Annotated in this window: 20 protein-coding genes; 9 read left to right on the forward strand and 11 right to left on the reverse strand. The window is 69.3% G+C overall.

What is annotated here, in order from left to right:
* Window positions 1-61: 61 nt before the first annotated feature.
* From LCL61_RS31775 to LCL61_RS31785, 3 genes are read left to right on the forward strand one after another with little or no spacing between them, the layout of a single operon-like run.
* The gene (locus tag LCL61_RS31775) at window positions 62-1,501 is read left to right on the forward strand and encodes an iron ABC transporter permease (RefSeq protein WP_340683158.1); all 1,440 of its coding nucleotides are present in this window, start codon (window positions 62-64) and stop codon (window positions 1,499-1,501) included.
* Complete coding sequence (locus LCL61_RS31780; RefSeq protein WP_340683159.1) at window positions 1,498-2,514, forward strand: ABC transporter ATP-binding protein; 1,017 nt, start codon at window positions 1,498-1,500, stop codon at window positions 2,512-2,514. The genes LCL61_RS31775 and LCL61_RS31780 overlap by 4 nt, the downstream gene beginning before the upstream one ends.
* The gene (locus LCL61_RS31785; protein ID WP_340683160.1) at window positions 2,511-4,901 is read left to right on the forward strand and encodes an AMP-binding protein; all 2,391 of its coding nucleotides are present in this window, start codon (window positions 2,511-2,513) and stop codon (window positions 4,899-4,901) included. The genes LCL61_RS31780 and LCL61_RS31785 overlap by 4 nt, the downstream gene beginning before the upstream one ends.
* On the opposite strand, the gene LCL61_RS31790 is transcribed toward LCL61_RS31785, so the two are convergent.
* Window positions 4,891-5,832, reverse strand: a complete 942-nt coding sequence (locus LCL61_RS31790) for a D-2-hydroxyacid dehydrogenase family protein (protein ID WP_340683161.1) — start codon at window positions 5,830-5,832, stop codon at window positions 4,891-4,893. The genes LCL61_RS31785 and LCL61_RS31790 overlap by 11 nt on opposite strands.
* A 235-nt stretch (window positions 5,833-6,067) precedes the next feature.
* On the opposite strand from LCL61_RS31790, the gene LCL61_RS31795 reads away from it, so the two are divergent.
* Window positions 6,068-6,697 (forward strand): maleylpyruvate isomerase family mycothiol-dependent enzyme, encoded by a 630-nt coding sequence (locus LCL61_RS31795; RefSeq protein ID WP_340683162.1) that lies wholly within the window; start codon window positions 6,068-6,070, stop codon window positions 6,695-6,697.
* Window positions 6,698-6,700: 3 nt separating this feature from the next.
* Here the strand turns inward: LCL61_RS31795 and LCL61_RS31800 are convergent, their stop codons facing one another.
* Window positions 6,701-7,900, reverse strand: a complete 1,200-nt coding sequence (locus LCL61_RS31800; protein ID WP_340683163.1) for an endonuclease/exonuclease/phosphatase family protein — start codon at window positions 7,898-7,900, stop codon at window positions 6,701-6,703.
* 139 nt (window positions 7,901-8,039) lie between these two features.
* Between LCL61_RS31800 and LCL61_RS31805 the strand changes: the two genes are divergently transcribed.
* Window positions 8,040-8,462: a hypothetical protein gene (locus tag LCL61_RS31805; protein ID WP_340683164.1), complete on the forward strand. Its 423-nt coding sequence runs from the start codon at window positions 8,040-8,042 to the stop codon at window positions 8,460-8,462.
* 17 nt (window positions 8,463-8,479) lie between these two features.
* On the forward strand, window positions 8,480-9,160 hold the full coding sequence (locus LCL61_RS31810) for a TetR/AcrR family transcriptional regulator (RefSeq protein ID WP_340683165.1): 681 nt from the start codon (window positions 8,480-8,482) through the stop codon (window positions 9,158-9,160).
* Window positions 9,161-9,538: 378 nt separating this feature from the next.
* On the opposite strand, the gene LCL61_RS31815 is transcribed toward LCL61_RS31810, so the two are convergent.
* The 8 genes from LCL61_RS31815 to LCL61_RS31850 form a co-directional block, all read right to left on the reverse strand.
* Window positions 9,539-10,792: a GrpB family protein gene (locus LCL61_RS31815; protein WP_340683166.1), complete on the reverse strand. Its 1,254-nt coding sequence runs from the start codon at window positions 10,790-10,792 to the stop codon at window positions 9,539-9,541.
* 342 nt (window positions 10,793-11,134) lie between these two features.
* Window positions 11,135-11,965: a shikimate dehydrogenase gene (locus tag LCL61_RS31820; RefSeq protein WP_340688731.1), complete on the reverse strand. Its 831-nt coding sequence runs from the start codon at window positions 11,963-11,965 to the stop codon at window positions 11,135-11,137.
* 13 nt (window positions 11,966-11,978) lie between these two features.
* Window positions 11,979-13,424 carry an endolytic transglycosylase MltG gene (gene mltG, locus LCL61_RS31825; RefSeq protein WP_340683167.1) on the reverse strand — a complete coding sequence of 482 codons (1,446 nt, stop codon included), beginning with the start codon at window positions 13,422-13,424 and terminating at the stop codon, window positions 11,979-11,981.
* Between the two features lie 341 nt (window positions 13,425-13,765).
* On the reverse strand, window positions 13,766-14,269 hold the full coding sequence (ruvX, locus tag LCL61_RS31830; RefSeq protein ID WP_034318271.1) for a Holliday junction resolvase RuvX: 504 nt from the start codon (window positions 14,267-14,269) through the stop codon (window positions 13,766-13,768).
* Window positions 14,262-16,925 carry an alanine--tRNA ligase gene (gene alaS / locus LCL61_RS31835; RefSeq protein WP_340683168.1) on the reverse strand — a complete coding sequence of 888 codons (2,664 nt, stop codon included), beginning with the start codon at window positions 16,923-16,925 and terminating at the stop codon, window positions 14,262-14,264. Before alaS ends, ruvX begins: the two co-directional genes overlap by 8 nt.
* A gap of 101 nt (window positions 16,926-17,026) precedes the next feature.
* On the reverse strand, window positions 17,027-17,335 hold the full coding sequence (locus LCL61_RS31840; RefSeq protein ID WP_016333063.1) for a hypothetical protein: 309 nt from the start codon (window positions 17,333-17,335) through the stop codon (window positions 17,027-17,029).
* Window positions 17,332-17,730, reverse strand: coding sequence for a DUF948 domain-containing protein (locus tag LCL61_RS31845; RefSeq protein ID WP_007031187.1), 399 nt, complete (start codon window positions 17,728-17,730; stop codon window positions 17,332-17,334). Before LCL61_RS31845 ends, LCL61_RS31840 begins: the two co-directional genes overlap by 4 nt.
* 88 nt (window positions 17,731-17,818) lie before the next feature.
* Window positions 17,819-18,352: a hypothetical protein gene (locus tag LCL61_RS31850; RefSeq protein WP_340683169.1), complete on the reverse strand. Its 534-nt coding sequence runs from the start codon at window positions 18,350-18,352 to the stop codon at window positions 17,819-17,821.
* 113 nt (window positions 18,353-18,465) lie between these two features.
* Here LCL61_RS31850 and LCL61_RS31855 point away from each other — a divergent pair, with 113 nt between their 5' ends.
* A complete protein-coding gene (locus tag LCL61_RS31855; RefSeq protein WP_340683170.1) occupies window positions 18,466-20,544 on the forward strand; it encodes a phosphocholine-specific phospholipase C in 2,079 nt (692 codons plus the stop codon).
* A 132-nt stretch (window positions 20,545-20,676) separates the two neighbouring features.
* Here LCL61_RS31855 and LCL61_RS31860 read toward each other — a convergent pair whose 3' ends face one another.
* A complete protein-coding gene (locus LCL61_RS31860) occupies window positions 20,677-21,267 on the reverse strand; it encodes a hypothetical protein (protein ID WP_340683171.1) in 591 nt (196 codons plus the stop codon).
* A 161-nt stretch (window positions 21,268-21,428) separates the two neighbouring features.
* Here LCL61_RS31860 and LCL61_RS31865 point away from each other — a divergent pair, with 161 nt between their 5' ends.
* Window positions 21,429-22,121, forward strand: coding sequence for a VOC family protein (locus tag LCL61_RS31865; RefSeq protein ID WP_340683172.1), 693 nt, complete (start codon window positions 21,429-21,431; stop codon window positions 22,119-22,121).
* A gap of 178 nt (window positions 22,122-22,299) precedes the next feature.
* Window positions 22,300-24,663 carry a chitinase C-terminal domain-containing protein gene (locus LCL61_RS31870; RefSeq protein WP_340683173.1) on the forward strand — a complete coding sequence of 788 codons (2,364 nt, stop codon included), beginning with the start codon at window positions 22,300-22,302 and terminating at the stop codon, window positions 24,661-24,663.
* Window positions 24,664-24,731 lie beyond the last annotated feature (68 nt).

Consider the following 24,731-nt stretch of genomic DNA (forward strand, 5'->3'; position numbering starts at 1 on the left):
AGGCGTCTTCCGGGCCGCCCCCGCACTGACGACGCTCGGTGCGCTGGTCGCGGCCGCGGCGGTGACGCCGCTCGGCTACCTCGCGGTCCGCTCGTTCGACCACGGGGCGGGCGAGGTGTGGCGTGTCCTGTGGCGGTCCCGCACCTTCGATCTCGCCGTGCGCAGCGTCGCGCTCGCGGCCGCGGTCACCGCGGCCTGCCTGGTGCTCGGCGTGCTCTCCGCCTGGCTCGTCGTGCGCAGCGACCTGCCGGGGCGCCGGTTCGCCGGGATCCTCCTGGTACTGCCGCTGGCCGTGCCGTCGTACGTCGCCGGGTTCACGTGGCTGGCGCTGGCCCCTGGGCTGACCGGGTTCTGGGGCGCGTTCCTGGTGCTGACGCTGGTGTCGTACCCGTACGTCCTGCTTCCCGTCGCGGCGGCGCTGCGCACCGCGGACCCGGCGGTCGAAGAGGTCGCGCGGTCGCTGGGCCGTACGAGCACGCGGACGTTCTTCTCGGTGACCCTGCGGCAGATCCGGCCCGCGGCCACCGCGGGCGGACTCCTGGTCGCGCTGTACGTGCTGAGTGACTTCGGCGCGGTGTCGCTGATGCGGTTCGAGGCGTTCACCCTCGGCATCTACACCAGCTATCGCGGGACCTTCGACCGGACGCCCGCCGCCATCCTCGGCTGCGTCCTGGTCGTCCTCGCGATCCTGCTGACCATCGGCGAACGGCGCGCGCGAGGCGCGGCCGGCGGCCGAGGGGAACGCGAGCCCGTCCGCGTTCCCCTCGGCGGGGCGAAGATCCCGGCGGTGACCGGGACGGCGGTGGTACTCCTGCTCGCCCTCGGCGTGCCGGTGGCGAGCCTTGCCCGGTGGCTGGTCGCGGGTAGTTCGGCGGCGGGCGGCAACCTGCTCTCGACGACCGGGAACACCGTGGCGGTGGCGGCCTCCGGCGCGCTCCTCACCGTTTTGTTCGCCCTTCCGGTCGGCATCCTCGCGGCGCGGCACCGGGGACCGCTCGTCCGCGGGATGGAACTGGCGAGCTTCGCCGGGCACGCCCTGCCGGGTATCACGGTCGGGCTCGCGCTGGTGTTCTTCGGGATCCGGGTGCTGCCGGAGCTCTATCAGACGACGTCGATGCTGGCCTTCGCCTACGCGGTGCTCTTCCTTCCGCTGGCGGTGAGCGCCGTGCGGACCGCCGTCGCGCATGCCCCACCGGTGTTGGAGGACGTGTCGCGGTCGCTCGGGAAAGGCCGCACGGCCACGCGGCTGCTGGTGACCGTGCCGCTGGCCGCTCCGGGCATCTTGGCGGGCGCGGCGCTCGTCTTCCTCACCTGCGCCAAGGAACTGCCCGCGACCCTGCTGCTCCGGCCGACCGGGGTGGACACGCTGGCCACCGAACTGTGGACGAAGACCGAGATCGGCGCCTACGCCGCGGCCGCGCCCTACGCGGCGGTCCTGCTGGTGGTGGCGGCCATCCCGGCCGTCGTCCTCGACCGGTTCCTGCGAGGAGTGACGCGATGAGCGGCTTGGACGTGAAGGGCCTGATCGCCGGATACGGACCGGATCCGGTACTGCGCGGGCTGGATCTGCGGGTTCCCGAAGGCGGGCTCGTGGCGGTGCTCGGGCCGTCCGGCTGCGGGAAGACGACTCTGCTGCGGGTGCTCGCCGGGTTCCATCCGGTCCGTGACGGCGAGGTGCGCCTCGGCGGCAGGCTGCTCGCCGGCGGATCCACGCACGTGCCGCCGGAACGCCGCGGCATCGGGATCGTGCCGCAGGAAGGCGCGCTGTTCCCGCATCTGAGCGTCGCGGGCAACGTGGGTTTCGGGTTGTCGCGCGCCGGACGACGCGACGGCCGGATCGGCGAACTCCTCGATCTGGTCGGGCTTTCCGGTTACGAGACAAGGAAACCCGGTGAGCTGTCCGGTGGGCAGCAACGCCGGGTCGCGCTCGCCCGCGCGCTCGCGCCACGACCGGGTGTCGTGCTGATGGACGAGCCGTTCTCCTCGCTCGACGCGAGTCTGCGCGAAGAACTCCGCGTGGACGTGCGCGCGGCGCTGCGCGCGTTCGGCGCGACGGCGTTGCTCGTGACGCACGACCAGGAGGAGGCGCTCGGCATGGCCGACCTGGTCGCGGTGCTGCGTGGCGGTGTCGTCGCGCAACTCGGGACACCGCAGGAGATCTACGGCAGGCCCGCCGATCTCGGGGTCGCGCTCTTCGTCGGCGAGGCGGTCACTTTCCCCGGTGACGCGGAAAACGGGACGGTGGACACGCCCCTGGGCAGGCTTCCCGTCCAGGGCCGCGGGACCGGCACCGTCCTGCTGCGCCCGGAACAACTGCACGTGGACGCCGACGGCGTACCGGCCACCGTGGAGGATGTCCTGTTCCACGGGCACGACGCGACGGTGCTGCTGCGGCTCGCCGACGGTGGGCAGGTGCGCCAACGCGTCCAAGGTCCGCTCGGGGTTTCCCGTGGTGACGAGGTTCGCGTGCGCGTGTCCGGCCCTGCCCTGTTCTTCGCCGGGGAACCGGCATGACCAGGGCCGCCGACCTCGGCTTCCTCGGCGATCTGGCGGTCCACGGCGACCGGACCGCGCTGGTCGCCCCGGACGGCTCGGCGCTGAGCTACCGGGAACTGGACCAGCGAGTGTCCACTGTGGCCGATCGGCTCGGCCCGGTGCGCAGGCTGGTCCTGCTGGCCGCCGCCAACGACACCGGCTCCCTGGTCGCCTACCTGGCGGCGCTCCGCGGCGGGCACCCGGTGCTGCTGGTCCCCCGTGGCCAGGCAGGCGCCTTGGCCGCGAGTTACGACCCGGACGTCGTCATCGACGGCGTCCTGACCGAGCGGCGGCCGGGTACCGCACACGATCTGCATCCCGAACTGGCGCTGCTGCTTTCGACCTCGGGGTCGACCGGTTCCCCCAAGCTGGTGCGCCTGTCCGCCGACGGCCTGCGGGCCAATGCCTCGGCCATCGCCGAGTACCTCGACATCCGGGCCACCGACCGCGCCGTCGCCTCGCTGCCGTTGCCGTACTGCTACGGACTTTCCGTGGTGAACAGCAACCTCCTGCGCGGCGCGTGCCTGCTGCTGACCGAACACTCGGTCCTCGAGCCCGCGTTCTGGACGCTGGTGAAGGACCGGCGCGCGACGAGCCTGCACGGCGTCCCGCACACTTTCGCCCTGCTCGGCCAGGTCGGGTTCGATCGGCTCGACCTCCCCGATCTCCGCTACGTCACGCAGGCGGGCGGACGGCTCGATCCCGCGAAGGTGACCGAGTACGCCGAACTCGGACGGCGGCGCGGCTGGCGGTTCTTCGTGATGTACGGCCAGACCGAGGCCACCGCGCGGATGGCCTATCTGCCGCCGGACCTGGCGGCCGCCCACCCCGCCGCGATCGGCGTGCCCGTCCGGGGCGGCGATTTCGGCCTCGCCGAAGACGGCGAGCTGATCTATCGCGGCCCGAACGTGATGCTCGGCTACGCGCACACCCCCGCGGACCTGGCCCTTGGCCGGACCGTCCACGAACTCCCGACCGGAGACCTCGGACGCCGCAACCCCGCCGGGCTGTACGAGGTGACCGGCCGCAAGAGCCGGTTCGTCAAGCCGTTCGGGCTGCGCGTCGACCTCGACCGGGTGGAACGCGTCCTCGCCGAGGCCGGGATCGAGGCGGTGTGCGCGGGCGACGACACGCGGGTGGTGATCGCCGTCCACCGGTCCTCCGAACGGGCTGCCGCCCTCGTCCGCACCCGGTTCGGGTTGCCACCGTCGAGCGTCGTCGTCCGTCGCATGCGTGAGTTCCCCTTGCTGCCCAACGGAAAGCCCGACTATCCGGCGATCGCCGCCGCGGGGGAACCGGACGACGCGGAACCGGGTTCGGTGCGCCGGGCGTTCGCCACCGTCTTCGGCCGCCGGGACATTCCCGGCGACGCGACCTTCGTCGGGCTCGGCGGTGATTCGCTCTCCTATGTCAGGATGTCGATCGCGCTGGAACGCGTGCTCGGACGGCTTCCCGACGACTGGCCGGCCATGCCGGTCTCGGCACTCGAGCGCCTGCGCACGAGACCCTCTCGGTGGGCGACGCTGGAGACCAACGTCCTCCTGCGCGCGCTGGCGATCATCCTCATCGTGAGCACGCACATGGAGTGGTTCACCGTCCACGGCGGGGCGCATCTGCTGCTCATCGTGGCGGGCTGGAACTTCGCCCGGTTCGTGCTGCCCGGCCCGGCGTCACGGATCGCCCGCGCGGCGCTCCCCATCGCCGTGCCCGCGATCGCCTGGCTCGGCTACCGGCTCGCCGTCACCGACGACGTGTCGTGGACGAACGTGCTGCTGATCAACAACTTCACCCTCACCGGCGCCTACGGGTACTGGTTCGTCGAGGTCCTCGTGCACGCTTTCCTGGCGTTGTCACTGGTGTTCGCGATCCCGGCCGTGCGTCGCACCGAGCGGGAACACGGATTCGCCACGGCCTTGGTGGCGCTCGGCGCCGGTCTCCTGCTCCGGGTGAGCCTCGGCGAGGCGCCGTCGTTCCCCGAACTGCACTGGACGACGCTCGGCACGGTCTGGTTCTTCGCGCTCGGATGGCTGGCCCACAAGGCGCGGACGGCCACGCAACGGGCCGTCGTGCTGGCGTTCGGTTTCCTGCTGGTCCCGGGGATGGTCGGCGACCCGTTGTGGGAGGCCGTGGTGCTGGGCGGGCTGATGCTGGTGCTGCTCCAGGTCCGTGTCCCGGTGCCGAGGGCGGCGGTCGGCGTCCTCGGGCTGGTCGCGAGCGCCTCGCTCTACATCTATCTGACGCACTGGACGGTCTTCCCCGCCCTGCTCCCGCACCTTCCGGCACCACTCGTGCTGGTGCTCAGCGTGGCGGCGGGCACGGCCGTATGGTGGGCCGTGCAGCTCGCCACGCGCAGGCTCACTCCATGACCCGGATCGGTGAGCCCGCCTGGAAGGCCGCGATGTCCTCGACCGCGTCGCGGTAGAAGATCTCGTAGGCCTCACGGGTGACGTAGCCGATGTGCGGGGTGAGCACGACGTTGTCCAGCGTCCGCAGCGGATGCTCCGCGGGCAGCGGCTCGACGTCGTACACGTCCAGCGCGGCGACCGCGATCTCCTTGCGGCGCAAGGCGTCCACCAGCGCGACTTCGTCCACGATCGGGCCGCGCGAGGTGTTGACCAGCATCGCCGTCGGCTTCATCGCGGCGAGTTCGGCCTCACCGACCAGCCCGCGGCTTCGGTCGCTGAGCACCAGGTGGACCGAAAGGACGTCCGCGCGGGCGAACAGTTCGTCCTTCGACACCGCCGTCACACCGTGGGGGCCGGCCTTCTCCTGGGTCAGGTTCTGGCTCCAGGCGATGGTCTCCATGCCGAACGCCTGCCCGATCTTGGCCGCGCCGGCGCCGAGCCTGCCGAGCCCGAGCAGTCCGAGGGTCTTGCCGGACAGGATCGTGCCGACGGTGGTCTGCCAGCCGCCCTCGCGCATGTTCCGCGACTCCACCGGCACGTTCCGCGCGGCGGCGAGGATCAGCGCCCAGGTGTGCTCGGCCGCCGGGGCCGCGATGTACCCGGTGGAACAGACGACCACGCCGTTGCGCCGGGCGGCGGCCACGTCGATCGCGGCGTTGCGGTGGCCGGTGCTCACCAGCAGTTCGAGCGCGGGCAGCCGGTCGAGGACTTCGGCGGGGAAGCGGGTGCGCTCGCGCATCGCGACCACGACCTCGAAGTCACGGAGGCGGGCGACCACGTCGGCGGGGTCCGCGAACGGCTTCGTGAACACCTCGATCTCCGCGTCGAGGGAGGCCCAGTCCCCGAAGCCGAGCGCCACTTCCTGGTAGTCGTCGAGAATCGCGATCTTCATGCTCCCCAGGCTAGAGTCGGCGCCGAAGCCATGCCTGGGGAGGCCACCGTGATCCTGGAGTTTCCGCGCCTACCGGCTGAAGCCGGGAACGAGCGAGGAATTCCTCCGTGTGATGACCGAAGAGTCCGTCCCCCTGCTGGAGCGCGCGGGGCCGCGGGTCGTCGCGAGGCGTCGTCTCGCGGATCGAGAGCGGTCAAGGCACTCGGACGACGATGACCGGAGACGAGGAGCAGGTATGCACGAGGGCGAGATCCTGGCCTGGACCGAGACCGAACGACTGAGCTTCGCGGATTTGCTGGAGAGCCTCGCCGATGAGGACTGGTCGGCGAAGACCCTGTGTACGGAGTGGACGGTCCACGCGATGGCGGGCCATCTCGCGCAGACCACCAGGAACCGGCTCAAGGACACCCTCGTCGGCATCGTGAAGGCCAAGGGGAACTGGGACCGGATGAACGTCGACCAGGCCGTCGCCTACGCCGCGCGGTTCACCCCGGCCGAACTCGTCGCCCAGATCCGCGAGGACGCCGGATCGGCCCGCCGCTCGCCCGGCGCCAAACCGGTCGACCCGCTCGCCGACGTCCTCATCCACTGCCAGGACGTCGCCCGCCCGCTCGGCATCGACCGGCCCATGCCGGAGAAGCCGGCGATCGCGGCTCTGGAGCACCTTCTCGTCAGCCCGTTCTGGGGCGCCAAGAAACGCTGCCGGGACCTCAGGCTGATCGCCACCGACGCCGAATGGTCCGGCGGAGCGGGCACCGAAGAGGTACGGGGCCCGCTCGTCGACCTGCTTCTGTCGGTGAGCGGGCGGAGCACCGGGCTGGCCGCGCTCACCGGACCGGGCGCCGCGCTGCTCGGCGCCCGGTGAGACCTACCAGCGCGGGACGAACACGTCGACGCGCACCAGGTGGTGGTCCGAAGCGTCGTTGAGCCGGGCCAGCGGTGAATCGGGCAGCGGCCAGAAGACCTCGGCGCGCCAGGGGAACAGGCCCTTCGAGGGCAGGACGTAGTCGATCCGCAGGTTTCCCGGCGCCTTGTCGTTGAAGTCGCCGGTGTCGAAGTACGGGTCGCCCTTCTGGCCGATGTTGGCGCCGCCCTGGTCCTGAGCGGCCCGCACGCCACCTTCGCTGCCCGGCCGGGTCTCGATGACGCGCGGCGCGTTCAGCAGGCGTGAGATGGCGCCTGGGACGCTGTCGCCGTCGAGCGGGTCGGAGTTCTGGTCGCCGGCGATGACGAACTTCTCGTGTGCGCCCAGCCCGCCGCGGCGGCCGTTGTCGTCGTGGATGTAGCGGCCCTTGCCCGGGGTCACGTAGTCCGCCCAGAAGCGGATCTCGTCGTGGTTACGGGTGCCGTTGCGGTCCTCGGGGCCGTCGAAGGTGGGCGGCGTCGGGTGCGAGGCCAGGAAGTGCACCGTCGAGCGGCCGACTCGGATCGGAATGTCCCAATGGGACTTCGACGACAGGCGCAGCACGTCGAGCGCCTGCGGTGAGTACCAGTCGTTCGGCGCCGCGGTGGCCGGGTCGTCCGGGAGCAGCGCGCCCGGCATGTCCTTCCAGAGGAACTTCTGGAAGGTCCGCGCGTTCTTGGTGTCGATCGGGTACTTGGACAGCACGAGCATGCCGTACTGGCCCTCGAAAAGGCCGAAGCCGTGCGCGTCGTTGCCGCCGCCGACCTGGCCGTTGCGGTCGAGGTCGAAACCGGTCGCGACACCGGTGTTCGACGGCGCGGTGAAGGCGTACGGGTAGTCGATCGGCGCCGCGCCGTTCTGGCCGCGCTTCAGGTAGTTCTCGCGGAACAGGTCCGCGGCGCGGTTGCCGGGCACGTAGTCGAACTCGTTGATCAGGAGCACGTCCGGCCGGTTGCGCTGGATCACTTCGGCGACCTCGCCGGCCTGCGCGTTGCCCGGCTGCGACAGATCGGTCACCAGCTGACCGGCGGCTCCGCGATTGAGCGAAGCGTTGTACGTCGCGAAGCGGATGTTCTTCCCGGCGGTGGCTTCCGCCGGTGTCGCGGCCAGCAGTGTCCCGGCCAGCAAGGCGCCCGATGTGAGCACGGCGGCGATGCGTTTCACGGTCTTACCTCCCAGAGTCCGGTGCGACCTTACGCACTCCGCGCGGCCGCACGGGTGAGCTTCAGATGAACAGCGTCTCTTGAACGCGTTCAAAACATGGGCTACGGTTCTTCTTGAACACGTTCAAAAGGAGGTCCCCATGCAACCCGTAGTCATGGCCTACGCGCTCTACCTGGCCATCACCGTCCCCCTGACCGTGCTGGTCGCCCGCACGCTGAGCAGACACGGCAAGACGTTCCTGGAAGACGTCTTCCAGGACGAACAAGCACTGGCACATTCGGTCAACCAACTGCTCGTCGTCGGGTTCTACCTGGTCAGCCTGGGTTTCGTGACCCTGTTCCTGACCAGTGACGACACCGTCCTCGACGCGCGTGACGTCTTCGAGATGCTGTCGGTCAAGGTCGGCACCGTGGCGCTCGTGCTCGGCGTGATGCACGTCGGGAACGTGCTGGTGTTCAACGGCATCCGGCGCAAGCACCTCAACCACGCCACCGCGCGGCCCGTGCCGGTGCCGCCGCCCTACCCCGGCTACCCGGCGCCCGCTCCACACCCCGCGCCCTGACCGGATACCGTGCAGTGGTGGCGAAGAGTGAGGAAACCAAGTCACTGATCGTGGCGACCGCGTTGCGGTTGTTCGCCGAGAACGGCTACGACCGTACGACCATGCGGGCCATCGCCGCCGAAGCGGGCGTGTCGGTCGGAAACGCCTACTACTACTTCGCCTCGAAAGACCAGCTGATCCAAGGTTTCTACGACGAGATCGCCAACGCGCACCTGACGGCCGTGCGCGAGTCGATCGCAGGTGAGCGGGACTTCAGCGCCCGGCTCAGGACAGTCCTGCTCACGTGGCTCGACGTCGCCGAGCCGTACCACCGCTTCGGCACCCAGCTCTTCGTCAACGCCGCCGACCCGGACTCACCGCTGAGCCCGTTCAGCGAGGAGTCTTCGCCCGCACGGGACGCCTCCGTCGGCCTGATGCGCGACGTCATCGCCGACTCCGACGTCAAACTCGACCCGGATCTGCACGACGACCTGCCCGATCTGTTGTGGCTGTACCAGATGGGGGTCGTGCTGTTCTGGGTCCACGACCGCTCGCGCGGCCAGAAACGCAGCCGGATCCTGGTGGAACGGACGGTCCCGCTGATCGCGCGGCTGGTGGGGCTCTCGCGGCTGCGGGTGCTGCGGCCGGTGAGCCGGGAGATCGTTTCGCTGATCCGGGACCTCTCAAAGCCGGACGATGCCGCTCCCCCGCGCGATTAGTCACCTACTCGCGATGGCACCGCAAGCAGGTGAAGGCCTCCTTGCCGGAACGCCGGCCGGTGTCGCCCAGGGTGATCCGAACAGGGCAGCGGGCAGCGTCCACAAAGGATGCCAGGTGCCAGAAGAGTGTCCGTTTGATGCTTATCTGTACGGTTCTGGCTGAGGTCGTGAGTGGCAAAGAGGGTTCTAACGCTCTTTACCACTCACGACCCGTCGCAAAACGCTCAAATCGGGTACGGCAATCCCCGAAAGCGTCCCCCTGTGGACGGTCGAGGGGTGCCACGCCACGGTGACGAGCCCTCCCTCACCCACTTGGCCAGCGGACACCCTCCGCCTTCCCGGCCAGACCCGCATTCAGAGGAGTGAACGCGGCGTTGGTCAGGACTCCCGGACGGTCCGGAAGTACAGGAACCGCGGCTCGGTCCGCAGCTTCGCGTACCACCGCGGGTCCGATTCGGCGATCTCCTCGTCCGGCATCGGCTCGACCAGCCTGTCGACGGCGAACCCGGCGTCCCGTACCGCGTCGAACGTCCAGCTCAGCGGCCGCCGGTAGAAGCGGACCTTCTGCCCCGGCGGGAACTCGTCTTCCAGCAGTTCGAGCTGGAAGTAGTTCCGCTTGTCGAACCAGCGCCAGTCCTCGCCCGGATGATGCACCGAGAACACCAGGAGGCCGCCCGGTTTGAGCACCCGCCGGAACTCCGCCAGCGCCGGTGCCCAGTCCTTCAGGTAGTGCAGCACCAGGGACGCCGTGACGACGTCGATCGAAGCGTCCTCCACAAAGGACATCGGCCGCGAGACGTCCGCCGTCTCGAACTTCGCGACGTGCCCGAACTTCTCCCTGGCGACGGCGACGATGCCCTCGCTGGCGTCGACGCCGAGGACGTCCGCACCCTTGGCGGCGAGCATGGCACTGAGGTGACCGGCCGCGCTGCCGACGTCCAGCACCCGTTTGCCCGCCACGTCCCCGGCCAGCCCCACGATGGCCGGACGGTCGTAGTGGGCGTTGGTGCTGCTGGTCTCGGCGTGCGCCGCGTAGAGCCGCGCGAAGCCGTCGTACTGGGCCGCGCGCGCCCGTTCGATGATCTCGTCGATCACCTCGGTCTTGGCGTCGGCGTACTGCTGAATGTACTTCCAGGTGCGCGACGCCAGCTCGCGTTTCTTGGCCTCGTAGAGCTTCAGCTCGTCCTCGTGCGCGATGAGACGGTCGCGGAAGAGGCGGTAGCGCTCGGTCTGGCCGTTGTCCGGCGAGTAGACGTGCAGGTTGATGTTGGTGTCCGGGCCTTTGAAGCAGCGGTGCTTCTCCCACTCCGGCTCGCGGATGACGAGTTTGTAGCCCTCGGCCTCCAGCTGCGGCACGTAGGCGTCTTCGTCGTCCGAATCCGCGACGATCAGCATGATGTCGATGATCGGTTTCGCGCACAGCCCCGGCACCGACGTGGAGCCGACGTGCTCCAGGACCAGCGCCCGTTCCCCCAGGATCCCCCTGATGCGCTTGGCTTCCCGGTCGAAAAGCCCGGGCCACTCCGGGTCGTATTCGGCCAGGGTGACGGTGGAATTCATGACCGGAGCCTCATCGACCCAGGAGTCGTGGATGTCTTCTTCGGTGTAGTCGTCTCGATCGGGTTTGGGCATCGACCCCTTGTTCCTTCCTCAGCACTCCTCGCGAGTCTGCGCGCGACCGCGTCACGTCGCCAGGGCGCGAGCAGGAATCAGACGTCCCGTCCCCCGTCAAGAGCGCCCTGCCGCCGAGATAGCGGGGCCATTCGGCCAGGGGCGCGCGGTGGTCACCAGGTTGCCGCGACACCCCTCTCGAGGCAGTCGGCCAGATTATCGAACCAGCGCGATCTTGTCAGGCTCTTTCACCGAAGAGGGTTCCGCTCACCGGTCCGTGAAGGCCTCCTTGCCTACCCTGAGGGTAGTGAAGGAGGCCTTCACCACCCGCCGAGCCGTGCGACCTGGCCTCCCGTGGTCCGCTCAGCCGATCGGCAGAGAAAGGATTCCGCCGGTCGCCTCGCGCAACGCGTCCCGCATCTCGGCCCGCGGCGCCGGCTGCCCGGTGAAGTACTCGGACTGCCCGAAAGCCTGATGCAGCAACATGTCCAAGCCGGTCGCGAGCCGCCCTCCCCGCTCGGCGACGGCTTCGGCGAGCGCGGTCGGCCAAGGGTGGTAGATGACGTCGAGGACGCATCCGATGCGGGCCAGCTCCGCCAGATGCGGCCGGACGGCGTCCGGGGGCACGGTGTTCACCAGCACCGCCGAAGCCGCCGCGAGTTTCCCGAAGTCCGCGTCCGCCCAGCGGAGGACCTCGGCGTCGAGCCCGGCCCGCTGGGCCGCCTCGACCGTTTCGGTCGCCCGTGCGGGGTCCCGCACGACGAGCCGCACCGTCCGCACGCCGAGCGACGCCAGCCCGACGACGGCCGCGGCGGCGGTCCCGCCCGCGCCGAGGACGACGGCCGCGTCGTCCATGCCGGGCGAGTACTCCCCCGCGATCCGCAGCGCCTCGGTGACCCCGTCGACGTCGGTGCAGTCGGCGAGCCAACCGGTTTCCCCGCGCACCAACGTGTTCGCCGCGCCGACGGCCGCCGCACGCGGCGTCACCTCGTCGGCGTGCTCCAGCGCGGCCCGTTTCCCGGGCATGGTCACCGAAAGCCCGGCCCACTCCGGGCCGAGACCGTCGACGAACGCGGGCAGCCCGGGACCGTCCATCTCGACCCGCTCGTAGGTCCAGCCGTCCAGCCCCAGCGCGCGGAACGCGGCGCCGTGCAGCACGGGCGAGAGCGAGTGTTCGACCGGTTTCCCGAGGATCGCGGCCTTGCGGCTAGTAGACACCACGTTTCTGCGCGTCCAACCTGTTCTTGTTGTGCTCGTCGTTCGTCACCGCGAAGCACGAGAGCCCGTTCTTCTCGCACTTGACGAAGAAGATCCACTCGCCCGCGGTCGGCTTCAGCGCGGCCTGGATCGCCTCGGCGCTCGGGACGGCGATCGGCGTCGGTGTCAGGCCGACGGATTTGTACGTGTTGTACGCGCCCGCTTTTTCCCGTTCCTCGGGTTTGGTGAGCAGGGTCGGCCGGTCGAGGATGTAGTTGACCGTCGAGTCCATCTCGAGCCGCATCTTCTCGTCGAGCCGGTTGTAGATGACCCGCGAGATCTTCCCGAAGTCGGCCTTCACCGCCTCGCGTTCGATGATCGACGCGATGATGAGCGTCTCGTAGGGGGTCTTGCCCTGCCCCTTCGACTGATCGCTCAGCCCGGCGTTCAGGATGCGCTCCGCCGAGGTCTTCACGACGAACGTGAGCAGCTCTTCGGCCGACCATCCGGGCTTGACGTTGTAGATGCCCGGGGCGATCAGCCCTTCGAGCCGCCGGTCCTTGTGCTCGGCCTTCGTGGCGGACTCGACGGCCCACGACGGGACGCCCAGCTTCGCCAGATCCGCCGTCTCGATCGTCTTGCGCAGTTCCTCGACCGGGATGCAGGTGCTCGTTCCGTTCAGGTCCGCGCAGGAAGCCTTGGACAGCAACGAATACACGCCAGGGGTCACCTTGCCGTCGGGCTGGGTGATGTCGTGGAACTGGGTGTACGGCCGGATCTCGACCTGGCCGACCTTCGACGCGGGCGCGATCATCTTCTCGACCGCGCTGGCACCGGACATCTTCGTCTTCATGACGTAGTAGCCCTGCTGGAGCCGCGAGACGGCGGTGTTGTCCTCGCCCGCCTTCACGAACGCCTTGCCGCTGGCGACCACCCCGGCCGCCTGCAGCCGGTTGCCGATCGCCGACGTCGAGTCGCCCTTCTCCACCTGGACGAGGACGTCGCTCTCGCCGGTGCCTTCGTAGTCGTCGTACCCGAAGATCTCGGTGAAGCCGTAGTAGGCGCCACCGGCGAGCAGGACGAGCACGGTCAGCGCGGCGATCCAGCCCAGCGCGCGCTTCTTCTTGCGTTTCTTGGGCGGCGGCCCCTGTCGTTCCGGACGCTCGTCCTCGATGCGTTCGGGCTCGGCCCGGTCTTCGTCTTCGAAGTCCTCGTAATCCTCATAGTCGTCGTACTCGTCATAATCGTCGTACTCGTCGTCACCGAAGATCTCGTTGTATTCCTCTTCGCTTCCTTGGGGCGGCGAAGAAGGAGCCGCGCCGGGACGCCGGGCGATCGGCGCTTCCTGGATCGCGGGGAGGATGTCGGTCGGCCGCTCGTCCGGGAGCGGGCCGTCGTCCTCGCGACGCCGGCGGCGGCCGGGGCGGGGTACCTCGTCCTGGACATAGGCGGGCATGCCAAGACTCCGGTCACCCGGCTGGGGGGACCGCCGTTGCGGCGCGGGAGGCGGTGGCGGGGCCACGGGTTCCGGTGCCCGCCTCGGTGGGCCCGGACGCTGCGGCTCGTCGGCGGCGCGCCGGGCACGCGGCGGCTCTTCCGGCGACCGGCGGGCACGCGGCGGTTCCTCCGCCGGACGCCGTACGGGCGGCTCGGGCGGTTCCTGCCGGACGTGCCGTCGTCCCGTCGGCTGGGGTTCGGGCCGTCGACGCGGCGGGGCCGGTGGCGGGCTGGCCTCCTCAGGCTCCCGCAACCGTCGTCTACCGCCCTGACGGCGCTCGGGCCGGCCGTGGGGCTCGGTCATGTATCGCCCTTCCGTGCGCGATGTGCCGCTACCGCGTCGATCCACGCCTGCAGGATCTCGACCGCGGCCGCCTGATCGACGACGGCACGTTGCTTACGTCCCTTCACCCCACGCTGCGACAGCATCCTGGATGCCGTCACCGTGGTCAACCGCTCGTCGGCCAGTCGCACCGGCACCGGCGCGATCCGGGCGGCGACCTTTTCGGCATAGTCCAGCGCCGCTTCGGCCGCCGGGCCATGACGGTCCTTGAGCGTCCTCGGCAAGCCGACGACGACCTCGACCACGTCGTGTTCCGTGACGAGTCCGACGAGCAGGTCGACGTCCTTGTCGCCCGCGGCGTCGCGAGTGAGGGTAACGAGAGGGCTCGCGAGGATGGGGTCGGGATCGCTCAACGCGACCCCGACCCGGACGGATCCGACATCCACGCCAAGCCGCCTGCCACGCCCCGGATCGGACTCTCCTGGTCGATCCGGGCGCCGCTGGGGGGCGTCGTCAGCCAACTTGGGCGACCGCCGCGCGCAGTGAGGCGATGGCCTGCTCGGCCCCGGCCGGGTTGGTGCCCCCGCCCTGTGCCATGTCCGGCTTGCCGCCGCCACGGCCGCCGATCGCCTCGGCGAACGACGGGACGAGCTTGCCCGCCGCGATGCCCTTCTCCTGCGCCGCCTTCGTGGTGGCGACGACGAAGGCGACCTTCTCGCCTTGTGGGGCGAACAGCGCGACGATGCCGGGACGGTTGCCGAGCCTGCCGCGGATGTCCGAAGCCAGCGCGCGCAGACCGTTCGAGTCGACGCCCTCTCCCAGCTTCTCCGCCACGACCGCGACGCCGCCGATGTCCTCGGCCTTGTCCGCGAGCGAGCCCGCCGAGCCGAGCACCTGCTGAGTGCGCAGCTGCTCGATCTCCTTCTCGGCGTTCTTGAGCCGGGTGAGCACGTCGTCGATACGCGACGGCAGCTGCTCCGACGGCACCTTGAAGGTGTTCGCGAGCTGTGAGACGAGCAGCTGCTCTTTGCGGACGTACTTCAGCGCGTCCGTGCCGACGAGCGCCTCGACGCGGTGCACGCCGGAACCGATGGACGAGTCGCCCACCAGCTTCACCAGGCCGAGCTGGCCGATGCGGTCGACGTGGGTGCCACCGCAGAGTTCGCGGGAGTACTCGCCCATGTCGACGACGCGGACGTCGTTGCCGTACTTCTCGCCGAACAGCGCGACCGCGCCCAGTTCGAGGGCTTTGTCCTTCGTGGTGACGAAGGTGTTCACCTCGACGTTGGTCTGGAGGTAGTCGTTGACCTCCTCCTCGACCTCGGTCAGCACGTCGGCCGACACGCCGCCGGAAGTGGTGAAGTCGAAGCGCATCCGGCCCGGCGAGTTCAGCGAACCGGCCTGCGCCGCGCGCTTGCCGTACGCGCCGCGCACGGCGGCGTGCACCAGGTGGGTCGCGGAGTGGGACCGCTCGATCGACAGGCGGCGGTGCTGGTCGACCGAACCGGTCAGCGCGCCGCCGATGCCGACCTCGCCCTCGAGCACCTCGACGCGGTGCACGAACAGGCCCGGCACGATCTTCTGCACGTCGTGGACCTTGAGCTCGACGCCGTCGCCGAGCAGCACGCCGGTGTCGGCGACCTGGCCACCGCTCTCGGCGTAGAACGGCGTGCGGTCCAGGACCAGCTCCGCCTTCTTGCCCGCGCCGACGCTCGAGACCGGCACGCCGTCTTCGAGCAGCGCGACGACCTTCGCTTCGGCCTGCAGGTCGGTGTAGCCGAGGAACTCGGTCTCGCCGTTGCGCTCCAGCACCTTGCGGTACTCGGACAGGTCGCCGTGGCCGGTCTTGCGCGAAGCCGCGTCGGCCTTCGCGCGCTGCCGCTGCTCGTTCATGAGCGTGCGGAAGCCCTCTTCGTCGACGGACAGGCCCTGTTCGGACGCCATCTCCAGCGTCAGGTCGATCGGGAAGCCGTAGGTGTCGTGCAGCTGGAACGCCTTGTCCCCGGCCAGCAGCGAACCGCCGGCGCGCTTGGTCTCCTCGGCCGCGAGGTCGAAGATGCGCGAGCCGCTGGTGAGCGTGGAGAGGAAGGCCTCCTCCTCGACGCGCACGATGTCCTCGATGCGGTCGAAACCGGAGACCAGCTCGGGGTACGTCGGGCCCATGGTGTCGCGGACGACCGCCGCGAAGGCGGGCAGCACCGGCTCGTGCACGCCGAGCAGGCGCGCGGAGCGGATGATGCGGCGGAGCAGACGGCGCAGCACGTAGCCGCGGCCGTCGTTGCCCGGGGTGACGCCGTCGCCGATGAGCAGGACACCGGTGCGGGCGTGGTCGGCGATGACGCGGAAGCGGACGTCGTCGGTGTGGTCGGAGCCGTAGCGGCGGCCGGAGAACTCCTCGGCGCGGCCGATCACCGGGCGGACGAGGTCCGTCTCGTAGACGTTCTCGACACCCTGCAGGATCGTCGCGACCCGCTCGACGCCCATACCGGTGTCGATGTTCTTCTTCGGCAGCTCACCGACCGGCTTGTGGCCGTGCTTCGGGCTCTTGTCGCCCCGCACGTCCTGCATGAAGACGAGGTTCCAGATCTCGATGTACCGGTCCTCGTCGGCGACCGGGCCGCCCTCGCGGCCGTAGTCCGGGCCGCGGTCGTAGTAGATCTCCGAGCACGGGCCACCGGGGCCGGGCACGCCCATGTCCCAGTAGTTGTCCTTGCCGTCACGGGACTGGATGCGCTCGCCGGGCAGGCCGGTGAGCTTCTTCCACAGGCCCGCCGCCTCGGAGTCGTCCTCGTAGACCGTCGCCCAGATGCGGGCCGGGTCGAGGCCGTAGCCGCCTTCGCTCTGGGGCTTGGTGATCAGCTCCCAGGCGTACTCGATGGCGCCTTCCTTGAAGTAGTCGCCGAACGAGAAGTTCCCGGCCATCTGGAAGAACGTGTTGTGCCGCGTGGTCTTGCCGACCTCGTCGATGTCCGGCGTGCGGACGCACTTCTGGACGCTGGTCGCGCGCGGGTACGGCGGCGGGGCCTCGCCGAGGAAGTACGGCTTGAACTGGACCATGCCCGCGTTGACGAACAGCAGGTTCGGGTCGTCGAGGATCAGCGGCGCGCTGGGGACGCGCGTATGTCCCTTGTTCTCGAAATGGCTCAGAAAACGCTTCGTGATTTCGTGTGTTTCCACGGGATCGTCCTTGTATACGGGCTCGCGCGAAGGCGCGGGGAATGCGGACAGGCGAGAACGGCGAAGGGCTGGGATCTTTTCCGGTCGCGGAGGCGACCCGATCAGCCCTCCGCCCGGCGAGCTCGCCGGACCGGGCGCCGCGACGACGCCGCGTGCCTGCCCTCGGTCACGGGGGCCGTGCTCAAGCCGGTCCGTTCGGACACCATGTCGTGCAGCTCCTGTTCCCGTTCGCTCATCCCGGCGCGGACCTCCGCGCCGAACGAACCGACGGCGCCCGCGAGTTCCCGCACGGCGTCGCCCAGGTTTGAGGCTAACCCCGCCGGCGTGGCCTGGCGAGCGGTTTCCGTCGCTTTGCGTGACAGGGCGACGCCGGCGACCACACCGACGCCGAGCCAGAACAGGCGCTTCATTTGCGGCCCCGCTTCTTCGCCGGACGAGAGGCTTTCGCTTCCGCCTTTTTCCGGCGGGCCTTGATCGCCTTGCTGAGGCCGTAGGACAGCGCGGCCGTCTTCACCAGCGGTCCGCCGAGCGTCGCGGTGAACACCGACGACAACGCGGACACGTTGCCGGACACGGCCTGCGCGTTGGCGGTGATGCCGTCGACCCGCTCCAGCTGCGTGTTGACGTGCGTGATCGTCTCGTTCGCGCCGATCAGCAGCGGGTCGGTGTTCTCGTGCGCCTTGCGGATGGCGATCGTGGCCTCGTCCAGGGTCCGGCCGAGCTTGAACAGCACGATCGCCAGCAGCACGACGAGTACGACGAATGCTCCTGCGGCGATCAGCGCGGCGATCTGCCCTGCCGACACGGGCCCTCCTCAAGGGTCTGCGGTCTTGGTGCCCGTGAGGTTACCGCGCAGGCGGCCGTTCAGCGGGGTCACCCCACCGGACGGTCACTCAGCGCAGTGACCTCACGACGAACCGGGGAGAACCGGGCGTCGGCGTCCCGCTCTTGGGCGGCGTGGTCTTCGCCTTGCTGGGCGGGTCTTCGGGCGCGCGGCGGTTGCGGCGGTCGCTGCCCGACTGCGAGGAGGCGGCGGGTGCTCGTGTGTCCGGCGAGGCGGGTGAAGCCGTGGTCCGGATCGGAGCGGGCCTGGCGCTCGTGGGCGAATTTTCGCGAACCGGCTCGGGCGCTCCCCACGATTCCGGCGGTGAAGCCGTTCGAGGCCCGTCCGTCGTCGTGGGCGGCGTTGTCGTAGGCGGCGGGGGCGTCATCTCTGGCCCGGGTACCGGCCTGGGGCCCAGCGCGGCGGGCAGGTCAGGCACGCCGGAGAGCGCGAAGAGGAGAAGTGCTCCGTAAGAGGCGGCGGCGCCGGCACCGATCGCGATCCGGCGGACGACGCGGCGACGGCCTCCGGGATCGGCGAACACCGGCTTCGGGAGGTCTTCCCCACCGCCGTTTTCGTCGTGATGCTCAGGAATCACGGCCATCCGGGAATCGTACGGGCGGACCACTACGGACGCCGTGTCACCATCCGGCTACCGACTCCGAGTCGACCGGTTCGGTTCTTGTGACGTTCATGTCACTGGGTCAAGGTTCGGGCATGCCTGAACTGTCACGCCGTACGTTGCTGGGCGCCACCGGCGCCGCGGCCGCCACCACCCTTCTCCCGCCGTCCGTGCACGCCGCCATGGCCGAACCCATGCGCCGGGGCGGACTCGACGCCATCGAGCACGTGATCGTGCTGATGCAGGAGAACCGGTCGTTCGATCACTACTACGGCAGCTTGCGCGGTGTCCGGGGCTTCTCCGACACGCATCCGCTCGAACTGCCGTCGGGGACGTCGGTGTTCGAGCAGCCGAATCCGGCGGGCGGCACGGTATTGCCGTTCTCGGTGCGCAAGGCGGCCGAGCTCGCCGGACGGAAACCGGACGACATCCAGTACCTCGGCGACCTCGACCACAGCTGGAACGGCAGCGGCAAGGCGTGGGCGCGTGGCTGGAACAACGGCTGGATCGCGGCGAAGACGCCGGCCACCATGACCTACTACGAGCGCCCCGACATCGCGCTCCAGTACGAACTCGCGGACACCTTCACCATCTGCGACGCCTACCACTGCTCGATCTTCGGCTCCACCAACCCGAACCGGAACTTCCTGTGGACCGGGACCACCGGGTTCGAACCGGGCAGCACGACGAACCGCGCGGTGACGAACGCGGCGTACTCCTACGACCACAAGGGCTACGACTGGACGACGTATCCGGAGCGCCTCGAAGCCGCCGGGGTGCCGTGGCAGATCTACCAGGAGTGGGACAACTTCACCGACAACGCCGTCGAGTACTTCGTGCCGTTCAAGAAGGTCGGCACGAAGATCCTCGCTTCGGTCGAGGGGAAGTTCCGCACCACCGAAGAGTTCTACGACACCCTGCTCAAGAAGACCCCCGAAGAGCGCACCAAGCTGCTGGCGCAGTTCGACGCCGGGGTCGCGAAACTGACGCCCGCCGAGCGGAACCTGTTCGAGAAGGCCATGTACCGCAGCGAGCCGGAGACGTTGGTCACCCGGCTGAAGGCGGACATCCAGGCGCGGCGCCTGCCCGCGGTCAGCTGGCTGGTGCCGTCCGCGAAGGACTCCGAGCACCCTGGCGCGTCCACTCCGGTCGGCAGCGCGAACCTGATCTACCGAGTGCTCGACGCGCTGGCGTCCGACCGCGAAACGTGGTCCAAGACGGTGCTGCTGATCAACTTCGACGAGAACGACGGTTACTTCGACCACGTTCCGCCGCCGATGCCGCCCGGGAACGCGGCCAACGACGCGGACCACTTCAACGGCCAGCCGCTCGGCTTCGGCCCGCGTGTGCCGATGACGGTCGTCTCGCCGTGGTCGATCGGCGGCAACGTCGACTCCACCGTGTACGACCACACCTCGGTGCTGCGGTTCCTCGAACGCTGGACCGGGATCGCCGAGCCCAACATCAGCAAGTGGCGGCGGACCGTCGCGGGTGATCTCACCGGTGCCTTCGACTTCTCGCGGGCCGGGCGTCAGCCGCGGGTGAACCGGCCCGGCCCGGTGCCCACGCCGATCAGCCGCTGGCGGCCGTCCGCCCCGGCGGAGCAGAGCCTGCCCGTGGCCGAGCCCGGCAACCGGCCGTCCCGGCCGCTGCCGTACCAGGTGTCGGTGTCCGGCGCGGTGGACAAGTCGGGAAATCTGGTGCTTTCGCTGGCCAACAGCGGCTCGTCGTCGGCGCATTTCGCGCTGTACCCGTACAAGGGCGAATTCGCCGAGCCCGCGCACCGCGACGTCCGCGGCGAGGCACCGGAACTCGTGCGGCTGGCCGGTGACGACTACCGCGTCGTCGTCCAGGGGCCGAACCGGTCGTGGTGGGAACTGCGCGGAAACCGTCGCGGGGCCGCCGCGGGTGTCGATGTCCGGACGCGGTTCCTCACGTGGCGCTCGGGTGTCGAGTTCAAGCTGTCCAACTCGGGCACTTCGGCGCTGACGCTGCGGCTGTCGTCTTCGCGGTTCACGCGCGTCGTGCGGGTCGGGGCCGGGCGTTCGGTCACGGTGGACTGGCCGGTTTCGGGCGGCTGGTACGACGTGAAGGTCACCGCGGACGGGGATCCGTCGTTCCTGCGGACGCTGACCGCGCGGGTGGAGAACGGGCGGACCGGCGTCTCCTGCTGATCGTTCCGTGAAGGCCTCCTTGAGGGACTCTGGGTCCTCAAGGAGGCCTTCACGGACTNTGCTGATCGTTCCGTGAAGGCCTCCTTGAGGGACTCTGGGTCCTCAAGGAGGCCTTCACGGACTTGTGCTCGATCACTGCCGGCGCCTCCGCCAGTACGCGAAGCAGACCGCCGCCAGCAGCGGTCCCCAGAGCAGGAGCGGGGCGTAGGTGAGTTCGAAGAAGGCGAGTTGCCAGCCGTCCAGTGACTTCGTGGGGTAGTCGTCCGGAAGGGGATCGCCTTGGAGGGTGCGCCCGGACATCTCGGTGGCGATGGCGGCGGTCCACAGAACGGTCAGGATCGTGGCGCCGAGAGCGGCGGGCACGACGGCGGCGAGGGGCGGTACCTTGCGGCCGCCCAGCAGCGGAATCCAGCGCGGGAGAACCTCTCCCCACTCGGCGACCAGCCCGATGGCGGTGAAGGCGAACAGTTCCGCGACGACGGACAACGCGATGACGTACACCGGCCCCGGCAACCACGACGGGAGCTGGCCCGAACCGTGCGGGCCGTCACCGCCGACGTCGAAGACGACGGTCATGATCCGCCAAAGGCCGGAAGGGAGCACGGTGAAGGGGATGGCGTAGGCGGCGACCTTGGCCCACCAGGGGACTCCGGGCACCGGGGCGTGTGCTCTGTTCCACGCGGTGCGCAGTCGCCCGGTCGCGGCGGCTTGGTGGACGGTCATACGTGCTCCTCGGACGATCGGGTTCCGCTCGCTTGATCGGTTTCAACGATCACAGCCGCCCCGGTCCGCCGCGTCCCCCACCGGATTGAAGCGGGTCCACTCCGTGGGGGAGCGCACCTTATTCGATTGCATGTGGGTCGCCGGCGTTTCTAGCGTCGCTTATGACCGTCACCTTGCACGCGCTCTGTTTCGCCGCGCACGACCCTGGGCGTCTGGCGCGTTTCTGGGCGGGTCTCCTCGGTTGGGAAACCGACGGCGACACCCTGATCCCGAAAGACGACACCGGTTTCCGGCTCGGTTTCGTGCCGTCGGCAGAACCGAAGACCCGCCAGAACCAGATGCATTTCGACCTGACGAGCGAATCCCCGGAAGACCAGCGGTTGACGGTCGCGAAGGCGCTCGAACTCGGCGGCGGCCACATCGACGTCGGCCAGCGTCCGGAGGAAGAACACGTGGTGCTCGCCGACCCCGAAGGCAACGAGTTCTGTGTCATCGAGCCGGGCAACGACTTCCTCGCCGAATGCGGATTCGTCGGCGCCGTCGCGTGCGACGGTTCGCAGGCGGCCGGCTACTTCTGGAGCGAAGCGCTCGGCTGGCCGCTGGTGTGGGACAAGGACCAGGAGACGGCGATCCGGTCGCCGCACGGTGGCCCGAAGATCACCTGGGGCGGTCCGCCGTTCACCCCGAAAACCGGGCCGAACCGGCTGCGTTTCGTCCTGAGCGGTTCTCTGCCGGAAGCCGAGCGGCTCGTCGCGCTCGGCGCTTCACACCCCGGCATGGTGGAGGAACAGATGACGATGACGGATCCCGACGGGAACGAGTTTTCCTTCGTGGTGCGGGAAACGGCGGCATAACACGCGCCGGATGGGGCCTGGAGTATGGCCATCACCGACGAAGCCGGACCTGACGGACCACAGGTACGCTCCGCCGTACGGCACCGGATGGAAATTGGTCTACACCTATTGACGCGCGGCAGGTCAGCGGCTCAAGCTGCTGGGACCGAGGGCCATCTTCCACTGTCGGAGGTTCGGCGTGCCAAGGAGAACCAGGAAACTACTCCCCCTGCTGGCGTCGCTCATCACGCTGGCCGGACTCATGATCGTCGTCATCACCCCGTCCCCGTCGAGCGCGGCAGGCCATGAGGACTGCCGTCCCGACGGGCTGTACCGGACACCCGGCGTCGACACCCCCTACTGCACCGTCTACGACACCGCGGGCCGCGAATCCCTGGGAGAAGGGCATTCCCGCCGCGTGATCGGCTACTTCACCAGCTGGCGCACCGGGAAGAACGGCGCACCGGCCTATCTGGTCAACAACATCCCGTGGTCGAAGGTCACCCACCTCAACTACGCGTTCGCGCATGTGGACGCGCAGAACAAGGTCTCGGTCGGCGCGCCGACCGAGACCAACGAGTCCATCGGCATGGAATGGCCGGGCGTTCCCGGCGCCGAGATGGATCCGTCGCTGCCCTACAAGGGACACTTCAACCTGCTGACCAAGTACAAGAAGCAGCACCCGAACGTGAAGTCGCTGATCTCGATCGGCGGCTGGGCCGAGACAGGTGGCTTCCTGAACCCCGACGGCACCCGCAACGCCTCCGGCGGGTTCTACAAGATGACGCAGACCCAGGCGGGTATCGACGTCTTCGCGGATTCCGTCGTGCAGTTCCTGCGCACCTACGGTTTCAACGGCGCGGACATCGACTACGAGTACGCGACGTCGGCGAACTACGCCGGCAACCCGGACGACTACTGGATCGCGCAGGCCAACCGGGGCACCCTCTGGGCGGGCTACGAGAACCTGATGCGCACGCTGCGCGAGAAGCTCGACCGCGCGGGCGCCGCCGACGGCAAGCACTACCTGCTGACCGCCGCCGTGCCCGCGTCCGGCTGGTTGCTGCGCGGCCAGGAGGTCTACGGCGTCACGCGCTATCTCGACTACGCCAACATGATGAGCTACGACCTGCACGGCGCGTGGAACCAGTTCGTCGGGCCGAACGCCGCGCTCTACGACTCCGGCAACGACGCGGAACTCGCGCACTGGCAGGTGTACACGACACCGCAGTACGACGGGCAGGGCTATCTCAACACCGACTGGGCCTATCACTACTTCCGCGGTGCGATGCAGGCCGGCCGGATCAACATCGGCGTCGGGTTCTACACCCGCGGCTGGCAAGGCGTGTCCGGCGGGACGAACGGGTTGTGGGGCAAGGCTCCGCTGCCGGACCAGAAACAGTGTCCACCGGGCACCGGGTCACACGTCGGTTCGACGGTGCCGTGCGGCAACGGCGCGATCGGCATCGACAACCTTTGGCACGACCTCGGCCTGGCGGGCGGCGAGGTCCCCGCGGGCGCGAACCCGATGTGGCACGCGAAGAACCTCGAAAACGAGATCACCCCGGACTATCTGGAGGCGTACGGGCTGACCCCGAAGACCGACCCGGCGGACCGGATCTCCGGCTCCTACGACAGGTTCTACGACAACACGATGGTGACACCGTGGCTGTGGAACAACGACAAGAAGGTGTTCCTGTCCACTGAGGACGAGGCCTCGCTCGCCACGAAGGCCAAGTACGTGGCCGACAAGGGCATCGGCGGCATCATGATCTGGGAACTGGCGGGCGACTACGCCTTCGACGAAGCCAAGGGCCAGTACTTCATGGGCGACACGCTGATCACGAAGATCAACGACGGACTGCGCGGCGCCGCCCCGTACGGCAACGCCAAGTCGCCGCGTCCCGCGCCTTCGTCGGTGCTGAACGCGAACGTGAACCTGACCGGATTCGCGCTGGGCGACGCGAACTACCCGATCACCCCGCGGATGCGCATCACCAACAATTCGACCACCACCATCCCCGGTGGAACGAAGATCGAGTTCGACTACGGGACCAGTGCGCCCGGCAGCATGTCCGACCAGTCGGGCTTCGGCCTGACGGTCACGAGCAAGGGCCACAGCGGGCCCAACGTCGGCGGGATGAAGGGCGACTTCCAGCACGTCGCGGTGACCGTGCCGACCTGGCAGAACATCGCACCGGGCGCCACCGTCGAGATCCGGCTGAACTACTACATGCCGATCGCCTCGCCGTCGAACTTCACGTTCACCTTCGGCGGGACGACCTACGCGATCGCGTCGGATCACCCGCGTGGCGGCGGTACCCCGCCGACCACGACCACCACCACGACCACCGGTACGACGACCACCACGACGAGTCCGACGACGACCACCACCCCGACGACGACCACCACGGTGCCGTCCGACGCCTGGAAGCCGAACGTCGACTACGCCGCGGGTGCTCGTGTGACCCACAACGGCGCGGCCTACGTATGCCGGCAGGGCCACCGGTCGCTGCCCGGCTGGGAGCCGCCGAACGTGCCTGCCCTCTGGACCCCCGCCTGACAGAGCCCGGCAGCGCGCGAAGGCTCGTGAGTGGTGAGGACGGTTCTAACCGTCCTCACAGATCGGAA

The organism is Amycolatopsis coloradensis (assembly GCF_037997115.1).
Taxonomy (GTDB): domain Bacteria; phylum Actinomycetota; class Actinomycetes; order Mycobacteriales; family Pseudonocardiaceae; genus Amycolatopsis; species Amycolatopsis coloradensis_A.